Source organism: Flavobacterium sp. LC2016-13 (genome assembly GCF_009707955.1).
Lineage (GTDB): Bacteria > Bacteroidota > Bacteroidia > Flavobacteriales > Flavobacteriaceae > Flavobacterium.
This window is the reverse complement of sequence record NZ_WMDQ01000003.1, coordinates 127,446-151,241: the sequence shown is the minus strand read 5'-3', so window position 1 is coordinate 151,241 and position 23,796 is coordinate 127,446. Positions and strand designations below refer to the sequence as shown.

30 protein-coding genes are annotated in these 23,796 nt (G+C 33.9%); 16 read left to right on the top strand and 14 right to left on the bottom strand.

The window, feature by feature from the left end:
• Positions 1-133: 133 nt before the first annotated feature.
• From GKZ86_RS07875 to GKZ86_RS07865, 3 genes are read right to left on the bottom strand one after another with little or no spacing between them, the layout of a single operon-like run.
• Positions 134-1,903, bottom strand: a complete 1,770-nt coding sequence (locus tag GKZ86_RS07875) for an amidohydrolase (protein WP_154782564.1) — start codon at positions 1,901-1,903, stop codon at positions 134-136.
• 37 nt (positions 1,904-1,940) lie between these two features.
• Entirely contained in the window at positions 1,941-2,951 is a 1,011-nt protein-coding gene (locus GKZ86_RS07870) for an alpha/beta fold hydrolase (protein WP_154782563.1), read from the bottom strand.
• A 29-nt stretch (positions 2,952-2,980) separates the two neighbouring features.
• On the bottom strand, positions 2,981-3,769 hold the full coding sequence (locus GKZ86_RS07865; protein ID WP_154782562.1) for an alpha/beta hydrolase: 789 nt from the start codon (positions 3,767-3,769) through the stop codon (positions 2,981-2,983).
• 384 nt (positions 3,770-4,153) lie between these two features.
• Between GKZ86_RS07865 and GKZ86_RS07860 the strand changes: the two genes are divergently transcribed.
• Positions 4,154-4,711, top strand: a complete 558-nt coding sequence (locus GKZ86_RS07860; RefSeq protein ID WP_154782561.1) for a hypothetical protein — start codon at positions 4,154-4,156, stop codon at positions 4,709-4,711.
• A gap of 240 nt (positions 4,712-4,951) precedes the next feature.
• Here the strand turns inward: GKZ86_RS07860 and GKZ86_RS07855 are convergent, their stop codons facing one another.
• A complete protein-coding gene (locus GKZ86_RS07855) occupies positions 4,952-5,554 on the bottom strand; it encodes an FMN-dependent NADH-azoreductase (protein WP_154782560.1) in 603 nt (200 codons plus the stop codon).
• Positions 5,555-5,674: 120 nt separating this feature from the next.
• Here GKZ86_RS07855 and GKZ86_RS07850 point away from each other — a divergent pair, with 120 nt between their 5' ends.
• Together GKZ86_RS07850 and GKZ86_RS07845 are read left to right on the top strand one after the other, a co-directional pair.
• Entirely contained in the window at positions 5,675-6,046 is a 372-nt protein-coding gene (locus tag GKZ86_RS07850; protein ID WP_154782559.1) for a helix-turn-helix domain-containing protein, read from the top strand.
• 98 nt (positions 6,047-6,144) lie between these two features.
• Complete coding sequence (locus tag GKZ86_RS07845) at positions 6,145-6,723, top strand: Crp/Fnr family transcriptional regulator (RefSeq protein ID WP_154782558.1); 579 nt, start codon at positions 6,145-6,147, stop codon at positions 6,721-6,723.
• Positions 6,724-6,801: 78 nt separating this feature from the next.
• Here the strand turns inward: GKZ86_RS07845 and GKZ86_RS07840 are convergent, their stop codons facing one another.
• The 5 genes from GKZ86_RS07840 to GKZ86_RS07820 form a co-directional block, all read right to left on the bottom strand.
• Entirely contained in the window at positions 6,802-7,680 is an 879-nt protein-coding gene (locus GKZ86_RS07840; protein ID WP_154782557.1) for an alpha/beta fold hydrolase, read from the bottom strand.
• Between the two features lie 147 nt (positions 7,681-7,827).
• A complete protein-coding gene (locus GKZ86_RS07835) occupies positions 7,828-8,505 on the bottom strand; it encodes a hypothetical protein (RefSeq protein WP_154782556.1) in 678 nt (225 codons plus the stop codon).
• 77 nt (positions 8,506-8,582) lie between these two features.
• Positions 8,583-9,167, bottom strand: coding sequence for a Crp/Fnr family transcriptional regulator (locus GKZ86_RS07830; protein WP_154782555.1), 585 nt, complete (start codon positions 9,165-9,167; stop codon positions 8,583-8,585).
• Between the two features lie 11 nt (positions 9,168-9,178).
• The gene (locus tag GKZ86_RS07825) at positions 9,179-10,216 is read right to left on the bottom strand and encodes an aldo/keto reductase (RefSeq protein ID WP_154782554.1); all 1,038 of its coding nucleotides are present in this window, start codon (positions 10,214-10,216) and stop codon (positions 9,179-9,181) included.
• A gap of 49 nt (positions 10,217-10,265) precedes the next feature.
• On the bottom strand, positions 10,266-11,033 hold the full coding sequence (locus tag GKZ86_RS07820; RefSeq protein ID WP_228526571.1) for an aldo/keto reductase: 768 nt from the start codon (positions 11,031-11,033) through the stop codon (positions 10,266-10,268).
• Positions 11,034-11,218: 185 nt separating this feature from the next.
• Here GKZ86_RS07820 and GKZ86_RS07815 point away from each other — a divergent pair, with 185 nt between their 5' ends.
• The 5 genes from GKZ86_RS07815 (at position 11,219) to GKZ86_RS07795 (ending at position 15,273) form a co-directional block, all read left to right on the top strand.
• On the top strand, positions 11,219-11,788 hold the full coding sequence (locus GKZ86_RS07815; protein ID WP_154782553.1) for a Crp/Fnr family transcriptional regulator: 570 nt from the start codon (positions 11,219-11,221) through the stop codon (positions 11,786-11,788).
• A 294-nt stretch (positions 11,789-12,082) separates the two neighbouring features.
• Complete coding sequence (locus GKZ86_RS07810) at positions 12,083-12,304, top strand: 2TM domain-containing protein (protein ID WP_154782552.1); 222 nt, start codon at positions 12,083-12,085, stop codon at positions 12,302-12,304.
• Positions 12,305-12,463: 159 nt separating this feature from the next.
• Positions 12,464-13,222 carry a putative quinol monooxygenase gene (locus GKZ86_RS07805; protein ID WP_154782551.1) on the top strand — a complete coding sequence of 253 codons (759 nt, stop codon included), beginning with the start codon at positions 12,464-12,466 and terminating at the stop codon, positions 13,220-13,222.
• Positions 13,223-13,246: 24 nt separating this feature from the next.
• Positions 13,247-14,062: a DJ-1/PfpI/YhbO family deglycase/protease gene (locus tag GKZ86_RS07800; protein ID WP_154782550.1), complete on the top strand. Its 816-nt coding sequence runs from the start codon at positions 13,247-13,249 to the stop codon at positions 14,060-14,062.
• Between the two features lie 116 nt (positions 14,063-14,178).
• A complete protein-coding gene (locus GKZ86_RS07795) occupies positions 14,179-15,273 on the top strand; it encodes an alkene reductase (RefSeq protein ID WP_154782549.1) in 1,095 nt (364 codons plus the stop codon).
• A 91-nt stretch (positions 15,274-15,364) separates the two neighbouring features.
• Here the strand turns inward: GKZ86_RS07795 and GKZ86_RS07790 are convergent, their stop codons facing one another.
• The gene (locus tag GKZ86_RS07790) at positions 15,365-15,940 is read right to left on the bottom strand and encodes a Crp/Fnr family transcriptional regulator (protein WP_154782548.1); all 576 of its coding nucleotides are present in this window, start codon (positions 15,938-15,940) and stop codon (positions 15,365-15,367) included.
• Positions 15,941-16,156: 216 nt separating this feature from the next.
• Here GKZ86_RS07790 and GKZ86_RS07785 point away from each other — a divergent pair, with 216 nt between their 5' ends.
• From GKZ86_RS07785 to GKZ86_RS07760, 6 genes are all read left to right on the top strand, one after another.
• Entirely contained in the window at positions 16,157-16,387 is a 231-nt protein-coding gene (locus GKZ86_RS07785) for a 2TM domain-containing protein (protein WP_154782547.1), read from the top strand.
• A 2-nt stretch (positions 16,388-16,389) separates the two neighbouring features.
• Positions 16,390-16,959 (top strand): cupin domain-containing protein, encoded by a 570-nt coding sequence (locus tag GKZ86_RS07780; protein WP_154782546.1) that lies wholly within the window; start codon positions 16,390-16,392, stop codon positions 16,957-16,959.
• A gap of 18 nt (positions 16,960-16,977) precedes the next feature.
• Entirely contained in the window at positions 16,978-17,547 is a 570-nt protein-coding gene (locus GKZ86_RS07775; protein ID WP_154782545.1) for a carboxymuconolactone decarboxylase family protein, read from the top strand.
• Positions 17,548-17,708: 161 nt separating this feature from the next.
• On the top strand, positions 17,709-18,764 hold the full coding sequence (locus tag GKZ86_RS07770; RefSeq protein WP_154782544.1) for an adenylate/guanylate cyclase domain-containing protein: 1,056 nt from the start codon (positions 17,709-17,711) through the stop codon (positions 18,762-18,764).
• Between the two features lie 56 nt (positions 18,765-18,820).
• Entirely contained in the window at positions 18,821-19,465 is a 645-nt protein-coding gene (locus GKZ86_RS07765) for an NAD(P)H-binding protein (RefSeq protein WP_154782543.1), read from the top strand.
• A 126-nt stretch (positions 19,466-19,591) separates the two neighbouring features.
• A complete protein-coding gene (locus GKZ86_RS07760) occupies positions 19,592-20,248 on the top strand; it encodes a DUF6766 family protein (RefSeq protein WP_154782542.1) in 657 nt (218 codons plus the stop codon).
• A 61-nt stretch (positions 20,249-20,309) separates the two neighbouring features.
• On the opposite strand, the gene GKZ86_RS25560 is transcribed toward GKZ86_RS07760, so the two are convergent.
• The 4 genes from GKZ86_RS25560 to GKZ86_RS07745 all read right to left on the bottom strand — a co-directional run bounded on the left by GKZ86_RS25560 (position 20,310) and on the right by GKZ86_RS07745 (position 22,183).
• A complete protein-coding gene (locus tag GKZ86_RS25560; RefSeq protein WP_255459974.1) occupies positions 20,310-20,444 on the bottom strand; it encodes a hypothetical protein in 135 nt (44 codons plus the stop codon).
• A 263-nt stretch (positions 20,445-20,707) separates the two neighbouring features.
• Entirely contained in the window at positions 20,708-21,199 is a 492-nt protein-coding gene (gene msrA, locus GKZ86_RS07755) for a peptide-methionine (S)-S-oxide reductase MsrA (protein WP_154782541.1), read from the bottom strand.
• A 163-nt stretch (positions 21,200-21,362) separates the two neighbouring features.
• Positions 21,363-21,866 carry an SRPBCC domain-containing protein gene (locus tag GKZ86_RS07750; protein ID WP_154782540.1) on the bottom strand — a complete coding sequence of 168 codons (504 nt, stop codon included), beginning with the start codon at positions 21,864-21,866 and terminating at the stop codon, positions 21,363-21,365.
• Positions 21,863-22,183 carry a helix-turn-helix transcriptional regulator gene (locus GKZ86_RS07745; protein WP_154782539.1) on the bottom strand — a complete coding sequence of 107 codons (321 nt, stop codon included), beginning with the start codon at positions 22,181-22,183 and terminating at the stop codon, positions 21,863-21,865. The genes GKZ86_RS07750 and GKZ86_RS07745 overlap by 4 nt, the downstream gene beginning before the upstream one ends.
• Positions 22,184-22,327: 144 nt before the next feature.
• On the opposite strand from GKZ86_RS07745, the gene GKZ86_RS07740 reads away from it, so the two are divergent.
• Positions 22,328-22,927, top strand: a complete 600-nt coding sequence (locus GKZ86_RS07740; protein ID WP_154782538.1) for a Crp/Fnr family transcriptional regulator — start codon at positions 22,328-22,330, stop codon at positions 22,925-22,927.
• An 86-nt stretch (positions 22,928-23,013) separates the two neighbouring features.
• Complete coding sequence (locus GKZ86_RS07735; RefSeq protein ID WP_154782537.1) at positions 23,014-23,736, top strand: SDR family oxidoreductase; 723 nt, start codon at positions 23,014-23,016, stop codon at positions 23,734-23,736.
• Positions 23,737-23,796 lie beyond the last annotated feature (60 nt).

The following is a 23,796-nucleotide window of genomic DNA, read 5'->3' as shown; positions in this document are numbered from 1 at the left end:
CAAATTTTCTCTAATTTTTTTCTTTAACGATGAAAAAAATAATTCCTAAACATTCGTGAAATTCGTGGCGACTTTCTAATCATTTTTATGTGTCAAATCTTTTCTAATTATACCCAACGAATTTTATTTATTATTAAAGTTTTTTAGTGTAGCCACCAAAGTATTTTACCGGAGACCAATCCGGAATTACCGGAGCAATTGCTGGATCTAGCGTTTTAAAATCTCTTGCACCATAAACAATTTTGCCGTTTACAACTGTTAAATCAGATTCTATATTTCGGACTTTATCTGCTGAAACTGTAAAGTAATCTTCAGATAAAATCGAGAAATCGGCATACATTCCTTTTATCAATTTTCCTTTGTCTTTTTCTTCACCGGAAAACCATGCACTTCCTGAAGTATACAACTGAAGCGCCGTAAACTTATCCAAAACCTGATCTTTTGGCCAGAACTGCATTCCGCCTAAAGTTTTTCCTGTAATAAGCCAATGCAACGCCATCCACGGATTATATGTTGAAATACGGGTAGCGTCTGTTCCCATTCCGACAGGAATTCCCATTTCAAGCATTTTTTTAATTGGAGGCAATTGTGTTTTTGGAGCGCCGTACATTTTCTCATATAATTCTCCTTGAAAATACATTCTGAATTGTACTGCGATTCCGCCATGTAGCGCTTTTACTCTTTCTAATTCCTGATCTGTGATTGTTTCAGCATGGTCAAAAAACCAGCGTAATCCATCAAACGGAATTTCTTTATTTACTTTCTCAAAAACGTTCAGCATTCTGTCAATCGATTCGCCATAAGTGGCATGCAAACGAAATGGCCATTTGTTTTTAACAAGCAAACGAATAATAGGTTCCAGATCTTTTTCCATGTCATCAGAAAGGACAATTCTCGGTTCAAGGAAATTTTCGAAATCAGCAGCAGAAGCGACAATGTTTTCTCCGGCACCTTCTTCGGTATAACCGTTGGCCACCAAAAGATTATCGTTTTTGTTGATAACCGTTTCAGCAACCCATTTTTCATAATCCTGAAGTTCTTTTCCTTTTTGTTGTGCAAAGAGGTAATAAGAAATTCTAAGGTTCAGTTTTCCCTGTTTTGCTAATTCCATCGAAGTTGCATAATCTGCAGGATAGTTTTGAGAACCTCCGGCAGCATCAATTACAGAAGTTAAACCAAAACGATTTAATTCGCGATTAAACTGAAGAGAACTATTAATTCTTTCTTCAGGAGTCAATTTTGTTGTTAATCCTAAAGTGGTATAAATCGCTTTTGGAGTTTCTTTTGCAAACATTAATCCGGTTAAATTTCCGTTTTTATCTTGCTCCAAAACACTTCCTTCATAATGTGTGTCTTTAGTATAACCCAAAACTTCGATTCCTTTTTTGTTTAAAAAAGCTTTGCCGTATAAATAGGTTATAAAAACAGGTTTATCAGGAACGGCTGCGTTTATTTCTTCGATTGTGGGTTGTCTTTTTTCTTCAAAACCAAATTCATTCCAGCCTCCAATTACTTTGATCCAAACTCCGGGCGGTGTTCTTGCTGCTTGTTCTTTCAGCATTTCCATTGCTTTTTTCAAAGTTTTGACACCATCCCAACGCAATTCAGAATTATAATTTAAGCCTTCGCGAATAACATGAATATGACTGTCATTTAAACCCGGAACAACGGTTTTACCTTTTGCATCAACAATTTTAGTTGCAGTGGTTTTATACGTTTCTAAAATACTTTTTGATGTTCCTGTTGCCAGAATAATTCCATCTTTTGATGCCAGAGCCTGAACAAATTCTCCGGATTTTTGCATCGTGGCAATTTTACCGTTGTAAATAATCAGATCGGCTTTTTCCTGGGACTGCATCAACAGACCAAAGAAAAATAATAGTATTATAAATATTCGTTTCATTTTTTATGATTTAATTGGTCTGTTTCTGTATGCTGTTTTATTTTGCAAGGAAAAATGCCAATAAATCTTTTTGCACCTGAGCTGTATTTTCCTGAACCAACCAGTGTCCAGAACCTGCAATTTTTGATTCTGTTACATTTTCTGCAACCAATTTAGAATGCTCTTTTAAGAATGCAGCCGCAAAATATTCTCCACCCATTGCCAACAAAGGCATTTTTAGTTTTGTTTTAGCAAAAACAAGATTGTCTTTTCCGTCTTGAGGGAAAGCTCCAAACCATTTAAAAGTTGATTTTGCACCATCTTTAACTGCATAAGCTCTTACGAATTCAGCTGTTTCTTCTGCAGTAAAAGGATCTTTGACGTGTCCAACCATTGGCCAGAAATTAGTTAAGAATTCTTTTTCTTTTCCTTTTACAATATCTCCTGAAGCTGGCCAAGCAAAAAATCCAAACCACCATGCAGAAGCTGAAACTTGAGACCAAACCGGCTCAATACCAGGAAGCAAAGCATCCATTAAAGCTATTTTTTTAACTTCGCTTCCGTATTGTGCAGCATAAGCATACGCCACCATAAGTCCGATGTCATGTCCGGCAAGATTGATGTTATTGTAACCCAATTTTTTTACCAGTTCATGAATATCTTTTGCCATGTTTTTTTTATCATAACCAGATTCGGGTTTATCAGATTCTCCAACACCTCTTAAATCCGGTGCGATAACCGTAAAGTGTTTAGAAAGTTCAGGAAGCAAACGGTTCCACATATACCAGTTTTGTCCAAAACCATGAACCAAAACTAGAGGTTCGCCTTGTCCGCCAATTACATAGTGAATATTTACACCATTTACCAAAGCGGTTTGATGTTTAAAATTAGACGGCGGATCTGCTGGTTTTACATCAGATGCAACGGCTGGTTCTTCTGTTTTTTCGGCATCAACTTTAGTAGTTTCTTCTTTTTTACAAGCGGTAAGCGTAAAAAAAGTAATAGCTAAAAGGCTTAAAAAAGCGTGTCTGTTTTTTTGCCATACATTTTGAATAGAGATTGATTTCATAATTTTTAATTTAAGGATGTTAATGATTATTAATTATTCTGTTTTTGAAGCCATATTAAAATATAAAGAGCGATTTCCTGCCAATCAGATTGTCCTAAAACAGCGTGATTTCTGTCTGGAAAAAGCTTATAATCAGTAATAGAATTTTTATGGGTGTATTTTTTATAATTGTCGTAATTTAATTGATGCGGAATGGTATGATCGATATCGCCAGCAATAAACAATAGGGGATTGTGCGGCGCATTAAAATCTACTTTTGCAACAGCTGTAATAGTGTCACGAACGACCAATTTTGATTCTGGAATTGCTAATTGTTCGTATGCTAATTTTTGTTCTTCAAAAGATTCTTCATTCGTAAAAGCGTATTGCCATTGCGAAAAATTCATTAAAAATGTTTTTTTAGTCGAAGTAAAAAATCCGAGTGGTCCCCAACCGGCTTTCAAAAAAGAAAATTTGAAACTTAAAATGCCTTGCGGTGGAACAGAATGTATGGCAATAACGCTGGAAGCCAATCCTTTTTGGTTTAAAATCTGAGCAATTAAACCTCCAATTGAATGCCCAATAATGATTGGTTTTTCCGGAAATGATTTTGCTATTTTTTCATAATGCTCAATAAGGTGTTCTAATCGATTAGAAGCTACTTCAGGATCCGGATGTCGTTTGCGAAGTACTTCTGCAGACGCATCTTTATGAGGCCACGCCGGAGCAATGGTTTTATATCCTTTGCTTTCGTAGAAATCTTTCCATTCGTTCCAGCAATCATTACTCACGAATGCTCCTGTAATAAAAAGAATTTGTTTTGGGTTTTCAGTTTGCATAAAAAGACTATTAGATCGTTATGCCACTTTTTAGGCTATTATCGTGCCTTTGCGTTAAATCATTGTATACTAAAGGATTTCTATTTTTCGGAAAAAATGAAAAAGTTATATTTCGCTAAACTTTGACGAAATAACGTTATCGTAGTTTTTGGTAGCTTTATTGGAATAGGTGTTTTTGGTTACAGAAATAGGTGCGAGAAGATTGGGATGGTAATTTTATGCCTAGATTGAAAAATAAAAAAGATTGTTCGTTATGAACAGTCTTTTTTATTTTTTTGAATTGAAAATAAAAAGTGAAAAGCATTTTACTCTATTTTAGCTATTACATACAGGTAGAACAGAAGTTATATGGCATAGATTTTTTAATCCAGTAAAAGGAAGATAATGATAATTGATTTAAGTTTTCAAAGTAGTTATAGTTTAGAAGTTTTAGAAAAACTTGGGACAGAGGAGAGATATTACTATCCGAGTGGGGGATTATATGGAGGAAAAGACGGATTGATTGTAAAAGTTACTCCTTCAAAAGGTGAATCGTGGATTGGGGTCTTTGCTTTTGGTGAAATAAGCTATAAAGGTTTATATGGAGTTTATACTACACCTAATCACGATAAATTTTGTGTAATATCAAGAGGAGCAGGTTATATTGTTTCAGCTTTTAATCCAAATGATTGGGAGGAAGTGAATTCCATACCTATTATGGATGTTTGTTCTATAAAGTCTCAAAGCATTATAGTGTTCGCTGATTTTACTGATCTGATAGCCTACGGTGAAAATGGAATTAAATGGCATACTGAACGTATTGCTTATGATAGCTTTAAAATAACAGAGGTAACAGATAGTTATTTAAGAGGCCAATTTTGGAATATCCGTAATGAAGCTAATGAAACATTTGAAGTAGATCTTTTATCTGGTTCTCAAGTCGGAGGAATCAAAGAAATATGAATGACCAATAATAAGTATTAGTCTCCCGAAGTGTTTTTTAATCAAAAGGCATTCTATAAGATATTTTGAGGGTAGAAGTGTAAAATCTTAAAAACATGAAAAATCATATTTTAGGAATTTAAAATTTCAAGAAATAGATTACTACAAGAAAAGATAGAAAACAAAAAATGCTATAATATTTATTATAGCATTTTTTGTTTAATGTAATCATTATTAAAAACTGAAAAAGGTTAGCCTCTTTTAATCTATCTGAATACTTTCAATTGCTTTTTGAAAAGCAGTTTCTTTGATTCCCGGAACTTTTAGTCCTTCAGCACGGAAAGCTGTCAAATCTGTCATACCTAAAAAGCCAAGAAAAGCTTTTAAATAAGGAACAACAAAATCGTTAGCTTTTCCCGGACCTTCTGAATAAACTCCACCCGAAGACATGGCAACATATACTTTTTTCCCGGTTACTTTTCCAAACGGACCATTTTCATCATAGCCAAAAGTTATTCCGGCTCTGGTAATATGGTCAATCCAGGCTTTTAGGAATGAATGTATGGTAAAGTTGTAAAGCGGTGCACCAATAACAATAATATCTGCGGCCAACAACTGTTTCACAACCTGATCAGAAAAGCGAATTGACTCTTTATCTTCTTTGGTTAATTGATCTTCAGGAATAAAAAAGGTGCGAAGAACTTCAGCATTAAGATGCGGAATTTCGATATCAACAAGGTTTAATTCTTCAACAGTACTATCCGGATATTTATCCTGAATTTTTTCGATGATAGCGTGACCTAGCTTCACACTATACGATTCGTCGCCCTGTATACTTGAAATTAAATGAAGAATGTGTTTCATATGAAAATGATTAATGTTATTAATTTTATATGAAACAAAACTACAATTATCAACTATGCAAAAGATAGTACTTACCTAAAGGAAAGCGGTTACTTTTAGGAAAGTCTGTATCTTTGTAAAATGAAAACAATTGAATATGAAACACTTCCAACGAAGGAAGAATGTGCAGGATCACTTAAGAATATCCTTGATGCACTCTATGTTTTAAATGGAAAATGGAAGATACCTTTAATTCTTACTTTGATACAATCGCCCAAACGTTTTAATGAAATTCAGAAAGAAATCACGGGAATTTCACCCAAAGTTTTGGCAAATGAACTCAAAGATTTAGAGTTGAATGATTTTATCAAACGAAATGTTTATCCAACAACTCCGGTTAGTATTATTTATGAAGCGACAGATTACAGTCGGACTTTAAAAAGCGTTATGCGTGAACTCAGTTCCTGGGGCGAGCAACATAGGGAAAAAATTAAAGAAAGCATGCGGAAATAGACTCAGATTTAAATGTGAGTATGGCCCCTTGTTCTGCAAATTAATCCAAAAAAGTTAAATCAATTATGTACTTTTGAAGAAAGCGCAAAATCAGTTTTATGTTTGAAGTTTTTGAAAAATATATTCGTGAAAAAGTAGTAATATCCGATGAAGATATTGCTTTGGTTCGGGCGTCAAGTACTATAAAAAAACTTCGTAAAGGACAATCTATTTTGCACGAAGGCGAAGTTTGGGCAATAACTTGTTTTATAGCATCCGGATGTTTTAGACTCTATCGCTATGATAAAGAAGGTTTTGATCATACGGCACGTTTTGGTATAGAAAACTGGTGGATAAGTGATCAGGAAAGTTATAATAATCAAAAACCATCTGAATATAATATAGAAGCACTTGCAGCAAGTACTGTAATTGTGTGGACCAAAGTAGCGTGGGAAGAATTAATGAATACTATTCCGGCAATGAGGTTGTTTAATGAGCAGCTTTTGGCGCGTGGCTACGAATCAAGTCAAAGACGAATTTTTTCTTTAATAAGCCATAGCGCACAAGAGAAATACTTAGATTTTCAAAATACATATCCCAACGTTTTTAATAGTGTACCACTTCATATGGTTGCCTCTTACCTTGGTATTTCTCGCGAAACTTTAAGCCGCATACGGAGAGAATTTATAAACAGATGAAAAATACAAAATCCCTTAGATAATATTGATCTAAGGGATTTTTGTTATGGGATACTAACGTTTCAAAATCTATTTAAATTATTTAATACCTTCTAAAAACAGGTTTAATTGTTTTACAAACAGTTCAGGAAATTGATATTGTGCACCATGATTACTGTCTGGATAGATAATAAGCTGAGCATCCGGTAAATTTTGCTGTAATAAGAAAGAATTTACGGTTGGAAAAATAATATCGTTATGACCTGTTAGTACAAAAACGGGTTGTTTTATAGCTTTTAAATAACTGTAATCACCAGATGTCATGCGTGCCCAGCTTGTAATAGCGTTGCTTTGAGCAGGAGCAACCTGTTCTGTTATCTTAGCATCACGATTTTCTGTTCTGGTATTTTTTATACGATCTAAAAATGCATTGGCTGCAACCTGACTTGAAGCTGTAGGAGAAAATAATGTTTCTAATACAATTTCGTATTCCGTTGGAAATTCTTTTGCAAATATCGCCCATACTTCCGGTGAAAAATCTTCAGCATCATGACCTCCTCGTGGTGCAGTACCAAGTAGTATCAATTTATTGATAAGTTCCGGTCTGTCAAGAGTAACCTGTTGTGCCACCATACCGCCCATTGAGAAACCTAAAAGGTCAATTTTTTTGAGACCCAAAGCATCAATAAATGCTGCTGCATCTTTTGCTATTTCAGCAATAGTATCAGGAGTTTCGCCACCTGTACCGGCAACTCCTCTGTTATCAAAAATAATTACTTCACGATCCAGTGCCAGAGCATCTAATACTTTAGGATCCCAGTTTTCCATAGTTCCGGTAAAGTGTTGCAAGTGCACTAAAGGCAAACCTGCTTTGTTGCCAAAACGGCGATAAGCAAATTTTGTTCCGTTAACGTCTGCGTAATTTGTAGGTACAGTTGCTGCTGTAAAATTTTCTGTTGAAATTTCTGTTGTTGTCATTTTGTTGTTTTTAAAATAGTTTATAATCTTTTGTTTTGTCTCAACTTTATCGTTGAAATTCTTTTACAAAGTTGACTATTAACTACTCTTCAAAACGAAGTCAAATGAGGCAAAATGACATTGACATTTGTCACATTTATGCGTTATTTAATCTTTTTCAGATAATAATTGTCTGATGGAAACTAAATGCGAGAAAACAACAATTGGCACTAAAACCGCTGGCAGCAGCGTAAACGGAAATTCTAAGAGAGCAACATTTGGCTGATCAAAAGCAAATTGCTGAAATCGTGTTGATAAAGACAAAACAGCATTAATAGCAATATTAATCACTAAAGCCAGACAAATGAAATTCCATATTAATAAAAATTTGGTATTGGTTTTCTTTTTCACGAAAGTGAAATAATAGACAAGTGGTGCTGAAATTCCGGATACGATATCAAAATTCCTACCTTCAAAAGTCATTAATTCCGGAATAGCTTTCTGCATAAAAAGCCAGAATAAAACCAATTCTACAGGTATTCTGATAATGTGAATAATCGTAAGTATTTTAATATTTAAACCATCAATAAACTGCTTTCCTTTTTCTGTAATAAAAAGTAAAATAATAGTTAGTAAAGGCGGCATTAATAATAAGGCAAAACGTGGTGGCGATGTGTTTTCAGTTTTATAAAAACCGGTTAAGCTGATAATTGATTGTACAATAATCCACAAAAGAATTACGGCTAAAACTGTCTTAGAGAAATGTGTTGCTTTATAAAAAAGAACAATTGAGGTTAGAAGTGTAACTCCAAAAACCAAAGCGATGTAAAGTGGTAAAGTATCCATTTTGTTTATTTTTTAGTTAAACAAAGGAATATATTATGCAATGGAATAATCTTAGCAAATGGCAAGAAATGAAAATGTTAGTGCTTTTTTGAAAGCTCTTTTCTGATTCTGCTTAAAGATGTATCTGTAATGCCAAGAAACGAAGCAATATTTTTTAAAGAAGCTTGCTGAAAAATTTCAGGATTGGCTTTTAATAAATAAATATAACGCTCTTCAGCCGTTTCTGTAATCATAGAAAGCATTCTGATTTTTAGTCCGGAAAAGCCTTTGACGAGTATAGATCTTCCAAATTCTCTGAATTCCGGTAAAGCATGAAATAAATCATTTAATTGTTCATAGGTAATATACCAGGCTTCACAATCTGTGAGAGCCTGAATATTTTCTTTTGATTTTGTTCGATTAAAAAAGGAAGCAACTTCAAAAATCACATCCCCAGGAGAATAGAAATTTGTAGTTACTTCATTTCCTTCGGTATCATGAGCAAATGAACGCATAAATCCTTTTTCGAGAAAAAGGTATTCATCAGAAACCATTCCTTCTTCAAGTATCTTTTGATTTTTCAGTATAAGTTTGCTTTCAAAATGATTGGCTATTTCTACTGCAACATCTAATGAAATCAGATTTGTACTTTTAAGATATAGGACTATAGCTTCTTTGCTCATATATTTTTTGATTAAATTCCGTAAAGTTTTGGTGCTGCATTCAGCATAGGAAACTGACGTTGATGCCAATACGGATACGTTGGTAATACTTCACTCGCCGCATCCAGTTTTTTAACCTGTTCGATAGTTAAGTTCCAGCCAACCGCTTCCAGATTTTGTTTCAGCTGTTCTTCGTTACGCGCACCAATAATAATATTAGCAATTGTAGGTCGTTGCAAAAGCCAGTTTAGCGAAACCTGCGCTACCGTTTTGTTCACTTCCTGCGCTACTTCTTCAAGAACATCAACAATATTGTATAATCTTTCAATATCAGAATCCGGAACTGGGCTTCCGCCTTGAGCGACTCTGGCATTTTCCGGTAAAGGTTGGTTTCGTTTGTATTTTCCGCTCAATTTTCCGCTAGATAAAGGACTCCAAACAATAGTACCAATATTTTGATCAATTCCAAGTGGCATTAATTCCCATTCGAAATCACGGTCAAGCAAAGAATAATACGCCTGATGTGCCACAAATTTAGACCAGCCATAACGCTCGGATACTGAAAGTGATTTCATTAAATGCCAGCCTGAATAATTAGAACAGGCAATGTAGCCTACTTTTCCTGATTGTATCAAATTATCAAGTGCCTTAAGCGTTTCTTCAACAGGCGTATTGGCATCAAAACCGTGCATGTGGTAAATATCAATATGATCTGTTCCGAGTCTTCTAAGGCTATCTTCGCAGGCTTTTACCAAATGATGGCGGGAAGCTCCAAAATTATTCACCGCATCTGAAGTTGGAAAAACAGCTTTGGTTGAAATCAGTACTTTATCACGCAAACCAACGATGGCTTTTCCCAGAATTTCCTCAGCAATTCCATCAGAATAAACATTTGCGGTATCAAAAAGATTCACTCCGGCATCCAGACACAAATTGACCATACGCGTTGCTTCATCAACCTGAGTGCTTCCCCAAGCTTTAAAAAAATCATTTCCTCCACCAAAAGTTGCGGTTCCAAAACTTAAAACAGGAACTCTAAGTCCGGAGTTTCCTAATTGTCTATATTCCATAATGTTTCTTTTTAGTTTATTTTATAGTGAAATGTTCAATGTTTAATATTTATAAATGAGTGAGATAACCCACCATTTTTTCTTTTAGATTTTCATCAATAATAACCTTTCCTGCATTAAAATTATCTGTTGCATGCAACGGATTTGAAGTTGCTGGAATTACGCAGGTAACTGCCGGATTTGCTATAATATATTGTAAAAAGAAGTTACTCCAATTATCAATTCCGTTTTCAATTGCCCATTCCGGTAGTGCTTTCCCTCGTACTTTTTTAAATAAACGACCTTCGCCAAAAGGACGATTTATAAGCGTAGCAACACCGTGATCTGCCGCGGTGGCGAACAAACTTTTTTCGGCATTTCGATCTTCTATGGAATAATTAAATTGTACGAAATCTATTTTTTCACTTTTAATGATTTTCTCCAGATCTTCATGCATCGAATCGGTATAATGTGTGATTCCGATGTATTTTATTTTACCAATTTCTTTCCATTCACGCAATGTTTTAATATGGGTTTTCCAATCTTTTAGATTATGAATCTGCATTAAATCAATAGATTGACGTTGCATCAAACGCATTGATTTTTCCATTTGTTCAATTCCTGATTTTAAGCCCGTTGTCCAGACTTTCGTGGCATAAAAAAAGTCGTTATGATTCTCAATTGATGGAGTGAGTTCTCCAATTACTTTTTCTGATTTCCCATACATGGGAGAACTGTCTATGAGTTTTGCGCCTGATTTTTGCATTTCGCCCAAAACGGCTGTAAGCTGCAAATGTTTTTCCTTATTTGAGGTATCAAAAGTTTGCCAGGTTCCCAATCCTATAACAGGCAGTTCTTCTCAGGAAGAAGGAATTAAGCGTTGTATCATAAAGATTTTTTTATGATTTAAAGGTACTAAAAGTAATTTGTCAATAAAAGGCATTTAAAAGACAAAATTTATTCATTAATTGTTTTTACTTAACTTTAAACTCGTAATCTTAAAAGAGTTTGAAAATACTATAGATGGATAAACTACGAAAACATATTGAAGAAATCAGTCCGGTAAGTAATGAAGAGTTTGATTATATTAAAACGTTTTTTACAGAAAAGAAAGTAAAAAAACATCAATATCTTATTCAGCAAGGTGATAATGTGACTTGCGAATACTGGATTGCGAAAGGCGTTTTCAGGGCTTTTTATCTCGACAATGAAGGCAAAGAATATATTGTGCAGTTTGCGCTCGAAAACTGGTGGCTATCAGACTATAATGCTTTTTTTAATCAGGCAGAATCTAAAATTAATATTGTTTGCATGGAAGATGCTGAAGTGTTTTGTCTGACTTTAACGGCGAGAGAAAAATTAGCATCAGAACTTCACAAAATGGAGCATTTTTTCAGGATGAAACTAACCAGTGGTTATGCCGCACAACAACGCAGGATTATTTCATTGCTATCAGGAAATCCGAAACAACGGTATGAAGAATTTGGTAATCTTTATCCCAATATCATGCAAAAAGTGCCTAAAAAATATATAGCAGAATATCTGGGCGTTTCGCGGGAAACGTTAAGCAGGCTTTATTCAAATAGCCATTAAATTTATTATTGATAACCTAAAAGTGTGATATTTCATCACACTTTTTTTATGCTTTTGTTTGCCTGTAACAGCGAATAAAAGTTTTTAATTTTATAATTATCTTTATACTTCTTCCAATTTAAATTATCTCTACAAAAATTGGTATAGAAAACCCTCGATCATCATTCTTAACCAAAGTCAATGATTTTTAGCTGATTGCGATTTTACTTTTGCCATGGTAATAACCTAAAACGGAAAGTTAGTTTTCGATTTTAGGTTTTTATGAAACATTAGTAACAATTAAATCATTAAGTCATGAAACGAAATTTTAATGGTGCTGCAACAACACCTCAAAATGTAAAGTTAGGATTCAAAATTCACTTTTTAGTATTCTTACTGATTGCTCCGGCAATTTGGTTAATCTGGTATTTAACCGATACAACTTATCCGTGGCCGCTTTGGTCAACACCTGCATGGGCTTTGGGAATCTTATTTCATTATTTAGGTGCATTTGTTTTTAAAAAGCAAAGAGCATAAATCACATTCGCTAAAAAGTGATTTGAATCACATTTTAATAGTGACCGCCGTCAATCTTTTTGACGTGTCAAGTTTAGAAATTTGTCTTGTCATTAAGTTCATTTTAAGGATCTTAAAAAGGGCTTCTAAATTCTTTATAAACTTTAAAAATCAACCATTATGAAAACAAAATCAGTATCATCAATTATCAGGAAAACTTTAATGTTTTCGGCAGTAGTTTTTATGCTGGCACAAAGCCATGCAAAAGAAATGAAGTATTTATCTAACAACGAAGTGATTGCCAAATTAACTAAGTATGAAGTTAAAGCAGGATATGAAAAACAATTTCGCCAGGTTTTGGCAGATTACGTTACACAAGCTTTAGTTCAGGAAGGAAATATTATGTCTGAAGCTCATTATGAGCAGGATAAACCATCAGTATTATGGTTAATGGAAAGATGGACAAGTAAAGAACAGCTAAAAGATATTACGAAAAGCAAACAAGCAAAAGCACTATTTTCATTAGAAAAAACAGCACTTGTTAAGTCTTCAAAATCCTATTATCTTAAAGATCTTGAGCCTCTTACAAAAGAGCAATGGCGCAAAACAGCAAAGAAAGAAGATAATCAGCTAATTGTAATTTTATTTGTTGATGCTAAAAAAGGTACACAGCAATATTTTAAAAACACGTATCATAAAGCAATGCCTGAATTTCGCAGTGAGCCCGGAGTTGTAACTTATCAGCTTTCGGAAATTGAAGGAAACGAAACCCAATTTGTTACCTACGAAAAATTCAGAAGCAATGATGCATTCCAGTACCATCTTAGATTTCCGCCTATAAAACCCGTAATCGAATATTTAGAAACCGGTACACAAAATCCTCCATTTCAAAATGGCCTACACAATCTAATAGAATTTGCCCCGCTAACACGCGAATAAATAAATAATCTAAAACTTAAAAAAATGAAAAATTTAAAACAAATTGCTCTTGCAGGCACAATGATGATGCTTGCCGTATTTAATTCAGATGCTCAGGTTAGAGTTAAAGCTGAAAATGTGATCGATCATAAACTGGATGTGATCAACAAATTGTCTACACCAACTGTAGCATCGGTTATGCCGGTATCTCAGTTATTGAATGCACCGGGAAATGAAGCTATGAGAGATTTCTTTTTTACTCCTGTAAAAGACAGAACGGTTTTAAAAGGAAAAAGAATTGCAGTAATTGCTGCAGATGGTTTTGAAGAAATAGAACTAACAGGACCAGTGTGGTATTTTAGAGAACTTGGCGCTCAGGTTGATATTGTTGCTCCAAAATACAATCCGGCTCCTGCAAGATATGGTTTAAGTGCGCCGGAAATGGCAAAAGATCACATTATGGCCATACAGTATTTACAACCTGTGGGATGGATAAAAGTAGACCGTACTGCAGACCAAATAAAGGTAAACGAGTATGATGCTGTATTTATTCCCGGTGGAGCATGGAATCCTGATAACCTTCGCTATGATAAAGATGTTATTAAATTTATTCAGGATTTTAATAAATCAGGAAAACTTATTGCCGCTATTTGTCATGCGCCCGTTGTTCTTGCTTCTGCAGATATTCTTAAAGGAAGAAAACTTACCGGATATTGGAATATTCAAAGCGATTTGACTAATGCAGGAGGAATTGTATCTGATGTACCTGTAGTTGTTGATGGTAACATAATAACAAGCAGACACCCAATTGATGTTGCAGATTTTTCGAGAGCTGTAGAAAGCTGGATTGCAAAAAAATAATTTAGTTCGAAAATACAGAAGAACTAAAACAGGTTTTATGATAACGGGAGATTAGAATTTCTGTTTCCCGTTATCAAAAACCACAAAAAATGAAGATTAAAATTTGATTAAAACGTATGAAAAAGAATATTTTTGAACCAGCACGTATTGGTTCTTTACAATTAAAAAACCGCATTTCTATGGCGCCAATGACAAGAGCAAGAAATGAGGATGGAATTCCGAACGAGAACAATGCTTTATATTATGCACAACGCGCAGCTGCAGGATTGATTATTACTGAAGGAACTGCTATTTCAGACACTGCAAAAGGAGTATTGTATATTCCGGGTTTATACACGGCAGAGCAAGTAGAAGGCTGGAAAAAAGTAACGCATGCTGTGCACCAAAAAGGCGGAACTATATTTACACAATTATGGCATGTGGGAAGAGTATCGCATACGTCAAATCAACCAAATGGAATCGCTCCTGTGGGACCATCTGATATTCAGGCTTCGAGTTCTTTTGCGTGGGGATTTGATGAAAATGGAAATGAAGGTTTTGTAATTTCTTCAAAACCCAGAGCGCTTTCTACAACTGATGTTAAAGATGTTGTAAAAGATTTTGCCAATGCTGCCAAAAACGCAATTGAAGCCGGTTTTGATGGCGTAGAACTGCACGGAGCAAACGGTTATTTGATTGAACAATTTTTAAATCCGTTTGTAAACACACGTACCGATGAATATGGCGGAAGTATTGAAAACCGTTCAAGGTTTTTATTAGAAGCTGTTGATGCCTCAATAAAAGCGGTTGGGAAAGATAAAGTTGGTATCAGGCTTACTCCTTATGGAGGTTTGGGTGATTTACCACATTATGACGAGATAGAAGCTACTTATGAATATCTGGCAAAAGAATTAGAAAAAAGAGATATTGTATACATTCATCTTATGGATCAGCAGTCTAAAGGAAGTCACGCTTTACCTGAAGGTTTTATAGAACGTTTCCGTACTTGGTATAAGGGTGTAATTATTCTTGCAGGAAGTATGGACAGAGAAAAATCTGAAAAACTGATCAATGCCGGAACTATCGATATTGCAGGATTTGGTGAACCTTTTATATCCAATCCGGATTTAGTAGAACGCTTGCAGAATAATTGGGAATTGACACCGCCAAATCGTGATTTGCATTATGGTTTAGGCAATCACGGATATACAGATTGGAAAACTTATAATTAAGTTATGAATTATAAATTATGAGTTATAAGTTATGAATTTGAAGTTCAGAGTTAAAGTAAAACATTCGCATAGCAACTCATAATTCATAATTTTATTTCCCTATCATTCTTTTACGAAGTCGGCTTAAGGATTCTGGTTTGATACCGATATAAGAGGCGAGATGATTTTGAGAAACCAATTGAAAAAGTTCCGGTTGTTTTTTGAGAATGGTTTTGTATCGTTCTTCAGGAGTTTGAAAATGAAGTATTTCCTGTCGTTCAATAATTAGAAGATACCCAAACTCGGCTATAAGCCTGCCAAATTTTGCCCATGCGGGTGATTTATTATAAAGTTTTTCAACATCTTCGTGTTCCAATACGATTACTTTAGAATCTTCCATGGCCTTCCAATAATAGAGGGAGGCCTTTTTGGTAATAAAACTCGCAAAATCAACCATAAAGTCATCGGACTTTACAAACCTGCTGTTGATTTCATTTCCTTTTAAATCAACATAAAACATTCTGAAAAAACCGCTTTCTACAAAGTAAACATGCTGGCACACTTGTCCTTGTTCTAAAAGATTGGTGTCTTTTTTTATCGTTGCTCTATTGATGATAGGTAAAACTAAGTCAAATTCTTCATCAGACATAGGAACAAACGACGTGATAACGGTTTTAAACTGATCCATAAAAGTGAATTTAAAATAACCACTTTAAAATTAGTTTTAATCCTGATAAATAGCAAAATAATTATTTCGTTACACCAAAATTTATACATCGTTCTTAACCAAAGTCAATGATTTTTAAGAGATTGTGTTTTTATCTTTGCTATGTAAAAAGGTTGAAAAACAAGCTTTTACAAAATAAAATTCAAACCAATATTAACAACTAAAAATTAAATAATCATGAAAACAACATTTAATGCTGACACAACAGCCAGAACAAATCCCAAAAAAGGATTTCGAATTCATTTACTTGTATTTTTACTTACCACTCCCGTAATCTGGATTGTTTGGTATTTAACAGACACTACTTATCCTTGGCCACTTTGGTCTACACCAGCATGGGCAATCGGAATACTTTTTCATTATTTAGGTGTATTTGTATTTAATAAAAAACAACATAAAACTTTGTAATCATGGAAACAAATCAAAAAGCATTCAGACGTATTGTTACAGGTCATGATGCAGATGGTAAAGCAATTATTATTTCAGATGCAGCTCCGGAACGTACTTATATGATTGGCGGACCAAAAGGAGCAAAGTTTCACGAAGTTTGGAACACACAACAATCACCAGCACTAATTGATAACAATTTAGAAGAACCACAGGAAAATAATCTTGTATTAGGGCCACCTAAAGGCGGAACACGCATTAGAGTTATTGATTTTCCACCGGAAGGCGAAGAAATTCGAAATCTTACCAAAGATGAAGCCAACAAACACTTTAAGTCAATGGGAGGAGAGGAGGCTTCAAAAGCAGGTCAGGATGCGGCACATCCGTTAATGCACCGCACTGAAACGATAGATTACGGAATTGTGCTTGAAGGCGAACTAACATTGATCGTCGATCGTGGCGAAAGAACAATCAATGCCGGAGATATTATTATTCAGCGTGGTACAAACCATGCGTGGGCGAACAGATCAGGAAAAAATTGCCGCGTAGCATTTATATTAATAGATGGTCGTTTTGATGAAAGTCTTCTTTAAATTTAAAAAAATAATATCATGAGAATAGTTCCCTTTCACCCGGAAAAAATGAATCAAGAAGTTCGTTATGTGCATGATGAAGTAGTAAATCTTATTACACGAAGTCAAGGTCCCGTTAAAATGCTAAATGAAGAAGGAGCATTGATTGGGCCTTTCCCGCCAATGCTTCATTTTCCTCAATTTGGAATTCCTGCTTTGAGTTTTGTTCGTTCGTTAGATTCTCACGCAACGCTTCCAAAGAAAGTTCGCGAAGTTGCAATTCTTACAGTTGGTGCCGCTTTTGGTGCACGTTTCGAATTGTATGCTCACGAAATTATGGCACATCATTTTGGTTTTTCCCAAGCTGAAATTGCATCACTAACTTCTGGCTTTCGACCTTATGAATTAAACGCAGAAGAAGCCGTTGCCTATGAAATTGCACAAGTATTGGCAAACAAACGAATCATTTCAGACTCTGCTTATGCACATGCCGAAAAATTATTAGGAAGTGAAGGAATTGCAGAACTTATATTTCTGATAGGAGCTTATGTTTTGCTTGCCACGGTACTAAACGGTTTTGATGTTCCTGCGCCTGAAGTTAACGATTGAAACTTGGTGAATTTTCATCATCAAGACAATTTGTATCCGGATATTTTTCAGATTTTGAAACGGTTATGTTAAAAGATGTGTACATTTGAAATAAAGAAATAAAGTTTTTTATTTTTTAAATAAATGACGAAAAGGCCCTGAATTCATCAATAGTCACATATATGAAACTGCCACAAATACCTTTTTATAAAAAGTATAATCTAATTTTTAAAGCTATTATTGGCGGCGGGGCATTAGGTTTGGTATATGCGGAAATTAGTGATGCAGGATCTGGTTTTGAATATTTAAGATTATTGCCGGGTACCATTATCGGAATTTTCATCAGCCTTGTTATCATAACTTTTGAGAAATCTTTAATCAACCTCAATAAATATTCCTTTATAGGAACTATGCTTTTAAAAGCGCTTATTTACAGTATTAATATCTTAATGTTTCTATTGTTTTTCGTGGTCATATTTTCTGAATTACTGAGCCATTTAACGTATAGAGAAGCATTAAACAATTATGTTAAAGATCGCTTGTTTGAGGATTTTATTTTTTCACTGGGTGCATCTATATTTTTAATACTATTTTTAGAAATTAGCACCTTATTGAGTAGCCGTTTTTTTTATAATTATTTTACAGGAAAATACCATCGTCCCGTACAGGAAGAGCGAATTTTTATGTTTGTCGATGTAAAATCGTCTACTACGATGGCAGAACAATTAGGCGATATTCTTTACAGTAAATTATTGCAGGATTTATTTAACGATTTTACCGATGCAATTTTGGCTTCCCGTGCAGAAGTTTATCAATATGCCGGAGATGAAATTATTCTGACCTGGAAAACTTCAACCGGACTAAAAGAGCAGCGCTGCTTATATTGTTTTTATTTATTAAGGCAAAGCATTATTCGCAAAGAAGAATATTATTTAAAAACCTATAATTTAATTCCAAAATTTAAAGCCGGAATGCATATAGGAACCGCTGTAACAACTTGGGTTGGCGAAGTAAAAAAGGAAATCGTTTATCATGGAGATCTTCTCAATACAACTTCAAGAATACAATGCAAATGCAATGATTTTAATCACGATTTTGTCATTTCTGAAGCAATAAAAGAGGTTTTGCCCAAAGATTTACCCGTAACTTACACACATCAGGGAGAAATACATTTAAGAGGAAAAGCAAACCCGATGAAACTCTTTACTGTTGATTTTAGTCCCGAAACCTCGGGATAGATTTTTAGATTTTGGACTTTGGACTCAACACTTTATACTTAACAAATTTAGATATTATGAAAGCAATGGTTATTGGCGCAACAGGTTCGACCGGAGAATTGCTGGTTGACAAACTTTTAGCAGACAACAATTATTCAAATGTTACGATTTTCGTAAGAAGATCAACAGGAAAACAACATTCTAAACTTATAGAACAAATTATTGATTTTTCGAATATTGAAACCTATAAAGATCTTATTGTTGGAGATGTAATTTTTTCTTGTTTAGGAACAACACTAAAAGCAGCCGGATCTAAAGAAAATCAATTAAAGATAGATTTTGATATTCCTGCAACGTTTGCCAAATTAGCAAGAGAAAATAATGTTCCTGCATTCGTATTATTATCTGCTTACGGAGCTTCTTCAAAAAGCAAGGTTTTTTATTCTCAAATAAAAGGAAAACTCGAGGACAGCATTGCTGAACTTAATTTTGAAAAGTATATTATTTTCAGACCGGGTTTGTTGGTAAGAAAAGGTTCAGATCGTTTTGGTGAAAATATAATGGTACATGTCTTAAAAATGGTCAATGCAATAGGCTTGTTTAGAAAATTTAAACCAATGCCAACCTCTCTTTTAGCAAAAAAACTAGCAAAAGCACCAAGAGTTTTGCCAAATGGAACTTCTATTATTGAACTTCATAAAATATTTAATTTTGCGAAGTAATTCAAAAACAATTCAGAACTCAAAATAATATAATAAAAACAGCAAAATAATGTAAGACAGATAGTTGAGAAGTATTTTAATTTTAATGATTACTAATAAAGCCAAGTTCTTAATCAAAATTAAAGTATGAAAAAAATTATACACAATAACGGACTCTCTATTTGCTTTTTCCTGTTATTTGTCGCTGCTTTTGCAGGACAGATTTTTTTTGGATTTAAAGAATACAATAAAGATCTTCTTGAAAATGGAGTTTCATCGGTTACTCTTTTATCGTATTTTTCAACCGGACATTTTGTAGAATCTACTTTTGAGAATTGGGAAAGTGAGTTTTTGCAAATGGCACTTCTTGTAGTAATGACTATTTTTTTACAGCAAAAAGGCTCATCTGAGTCTAAAGATTTTGATAAAGATGATAAAGTTGACAGAGAACCTTCAACAAATAGAAAAGATGTTCCGTGGCCGGTTAAAAAAGGAGGATTAGTTTTGGCAATCTACAAACATTCGCTTACGCTTGCATTGTTTTTATTATTTTTAATTTCGTTTGTTGCTCATTTTTTTGGAAGTTTGAAAGACGAAAACGAGCAACTTTCCTTAAAAGGAAAACCTTTGGAAACAGCTTCAGAATATATTACTTCATCAAGATTTTGGTTTGAATCATTTCAGAACTGGCAAAGTGAATTTCTTTCAGTCTTTGCTATTATTGTTCTTTCTATTTACCTTCGACAAATAGGTTCATCGCAATCAAAACCAGTAGATGCGCCTCATGCACAAACGGGAGAGTAGGGGAATTGTTAATTATGAATTATAACTGTAACTTTTAGGTAAACAACTCATAATTCATAACTTATTTTGGTAAAACTGTTTTCTTTATTTCAGTTGTCGTTTTTTCATTTGTTCTTGATGATGCTGATTTAACTCCGGATTTTTTCTCTGAAGTTCTTGTGCTCGAAATATTGTTTTTATGATTTGATGTAGTCATAATAAGTTTCTTAGAAGTTATATGTCAAATGTAGTTATTCGAAAAATGATTATATTATAAAATTAACACAATTTAATTGTAATATTATCAGATAGTTATATGTTTTTTTTGAAATAAAAAGTTTAACATGAATTATTTAAGTATAAACCCATTTACAGCTTGCATATTTTACTACAATTCGTTTATATAATTTACGATTTACACAAATAAAAAAAGCGCAAAAGTCAGGGACAATTGCGCTTTTTGTTGAGCGATTCTTTTATTTATAAGAAAGTACCAAACCTTTCAAAATGGCAAGTGTAGCCATTTGGATTTTTGATAAGATAATCTTGATGGTATTCTTCTGCAGGCCAGAATTTAGTATACGGTTCCAGCGTTGTTACCACTTTTCCGGGCCATCTTTTAGAATCATCTACAATTTTTATAACTTCTATTGCATCTTCTTTTTCTTCTTCATTCTGTATGAATATAGTAGAGCGATAACTAGATCCAAGATCATTGCCTTGTCGATCTATTGTAGTTGGATCATGTACTCTGAAAAAATAATCCAGAAGTTCTTTGTATGATGTTTCATTAGGATCGTATATAATTTCTATACCTTCTGCATGTCCCGGATGATTGGCATAAGTAGGATTCTCATTTTGTCCGCCAATATAGCCTACTTCAGTATTTTTTATGCCTGGTCGTAATCGAAAAAGATCTTCCATTCCCCAAAAACAACCTCCGGCAATGTATGCTTTTTTTAAATTTTCCATATTTTATGTTTATTATTCTTTGAAGTAAATTCAAAAGTTCAGTAAAGTTAATTAATTATACAGAGTTTTTATAATGGGAATAGTTACTTTTCAATTTATTTATGATTCAAAAAAAAACTCCATTTGAGAAAATGGAGTTTTAAATTTCTTCAGAATTTTAAAATTATTTTTTTGATAAAGTTGTCAATAATTCTTCTAAGTTATTAATTGTCATTTTAAAGCCTTCTACAAAGCCCATTTCAATCATTTTCTCCATACGCTCAAGAGATTCGTTGGTAATAATCAAACTCAATTTTGTAATGTCGTTTTCTTCACTAAAATTAAAATCCCAAACAGAACCCGGCAATTGAGGATTTTCATCTTTGTCAGCAAAAGCATTGTGCATTTTAAAATTGGTTTTTGGCGTAATAGAAGTATATTCCTGAATAGACCAATTTTCTAATCCTTCGGGACTTATCATGGCATAAAATCTTTTTCCGCCAACTTTAAAATCCATATATTTTGTTTTTGCTGTCCACGGTTTTGGGGCAACCCATTGGTCCAATATTTCTGCTTTGGTAAAAGCATCCCAAACTAGCGGAAGTTCAGCGGCAAATTCTCTGGTTATGAATACCGTTTTTTTTGTTTTGTCAACGGTAAAATCAAATAGTAAACTGTTGTTGCTCATTTTTCATTTTTTTTAATTGTTGATAATACATCATCGAGTTGGTTAAATCTGATTTCCCAGATTTCTCTGAATTGACTTAACCATTTGTCAATCTCTTTCATTTTTTCTATTTCAAGAGAATAATAAATTTCTCTGCCTTGATGCTCTTGTTTTAATAAATCGCATTCTGTAAGTATTCGTAAATGTTTTGAAACGGCTTGTCTTGTAGTGTTAAAATTCTCGGCAATAGCATTGGGTGTCATCGCCTGTAATGAAATTAAGGCTATAATTGATCTTCTTGTCGGATCAGCAATGGCTTGAAAAATATCTCGTCTCATATATTCGTTTTATAATTGTGAAACTATTTGGTTGCAAATATATACGAAACCATTTGGTTTCGCAAATTTTTTCTCATCTTTTTTCCTTTAAAAATGATTTAATAACAGCATTTAGTATAATCGAAACAGCTTAATAGCTTAATTTTGAATAAAATTTCAGATATAACAATAATGTTCGAGCCACTTTTTAATTATTTTGAACTTCTTCAAAAAATAACTTCTGAAGATAAAAATATCATTTCGCAAAACTTAGAATACAGAACCGTAAAAGAAGGGGAGATTTTATTGGAAGAAGGAAAAATAGCAAACGAAATCTTTTTTGTTTGCAAAGGCGTATTAAAAATAGCAACTATTAGTGCTAAAGGAAACGAAGTGATCCATTTCTTTTTTAGCGAAGATCAGTTTTGTACCATTTTAAAAAGCTTTACAGAAAATACAATAACAACAGATAGAATCCAGGCAGCTTGTGATGCGGAAGTAATTGTTTTGCAGAAAAATAAATTACTTAGTCTTTATAATTCTTTACCTTATTTTGAAAATATGCTGGATACTATTTTTCAGCAAGCTTTGCTTAATAAAGTAGAGTTACGCAATTTTTATCTTGGCGCAGATGCAACCTCGCGTTATCAAAAATTTATTGTGCGACAATCCAATATTGCATCCAGAGTTTCACAAACCGATATTGCCTCTTATCTTGGCATTGCAAAACAATCTTTGAGCAGAATTAAAAAAAATGCCTTCTAAATTTCCTTTTTAACATTTGTTAAACCCCGTCCGTATTTGGCTTTCTACTTTTGTTCCGTTAAATAATATTTTTAAAAGAAATAAAAATGGAAAATTTAAAAGGAAAAAAGGTAGTTGTTATTGGAGGAAGTTCAGGAATTGGTTTGGCTACAGCAAAACTCGCCGCTTCGAAAGGAGCACAAATCAGCATTGTATCGAGTAATCAGGAACGTATAAATAGCGCTTTGCAGGAAATAGGATTTGAAAGTATTGGTTATGCGATCGATGTAACCGATGAAATACAAGTAAAAAATCTTTTTGAAAAAATAGGTTCTTTCGACCATTTGATTTTTACTGCAGGAGAAAATCTTATTCTTGCAAATGTTGAAGATACTTCATTAGAAGATGCCAAAAACTACTTTAATATTCGATATTGGGGCGCATTTGCTGCCGTAAAATATGCGGCTCCATTTATCAATCCAACAGGTTCTATTGTCTTAACGAGCGGAATTGCAAGCAACAGACCAAATAAAGGCTGGGGATTAGGCGCCAGTATTTGTGCAGCTATGGAAGGTTTTACAAGAGCTATGGCTATGGAATTAGCGCCAATACGAGTAAATATAGTTTCTCCCGGAGTAGTAAAAACCGCATTATGGAACGGAATGTTAGAAAGTGACAGAGAAGCAATGTATGCAAATATTGGAAACAACTTGCCTGTAAAACGAGTGGGAGAAGCCCTGGATATTGCCAAAACATTTGTATATCTTTTAGAACAGGAATACGGAACCGGACAAACCTTAATTATTGATGGCGGTACTTCGTTAGTGTAATCTAAATATAAGTAAAAGTCCCGACTGTTTTTAATAGTCGGGACTTTTGTATTTTGAATC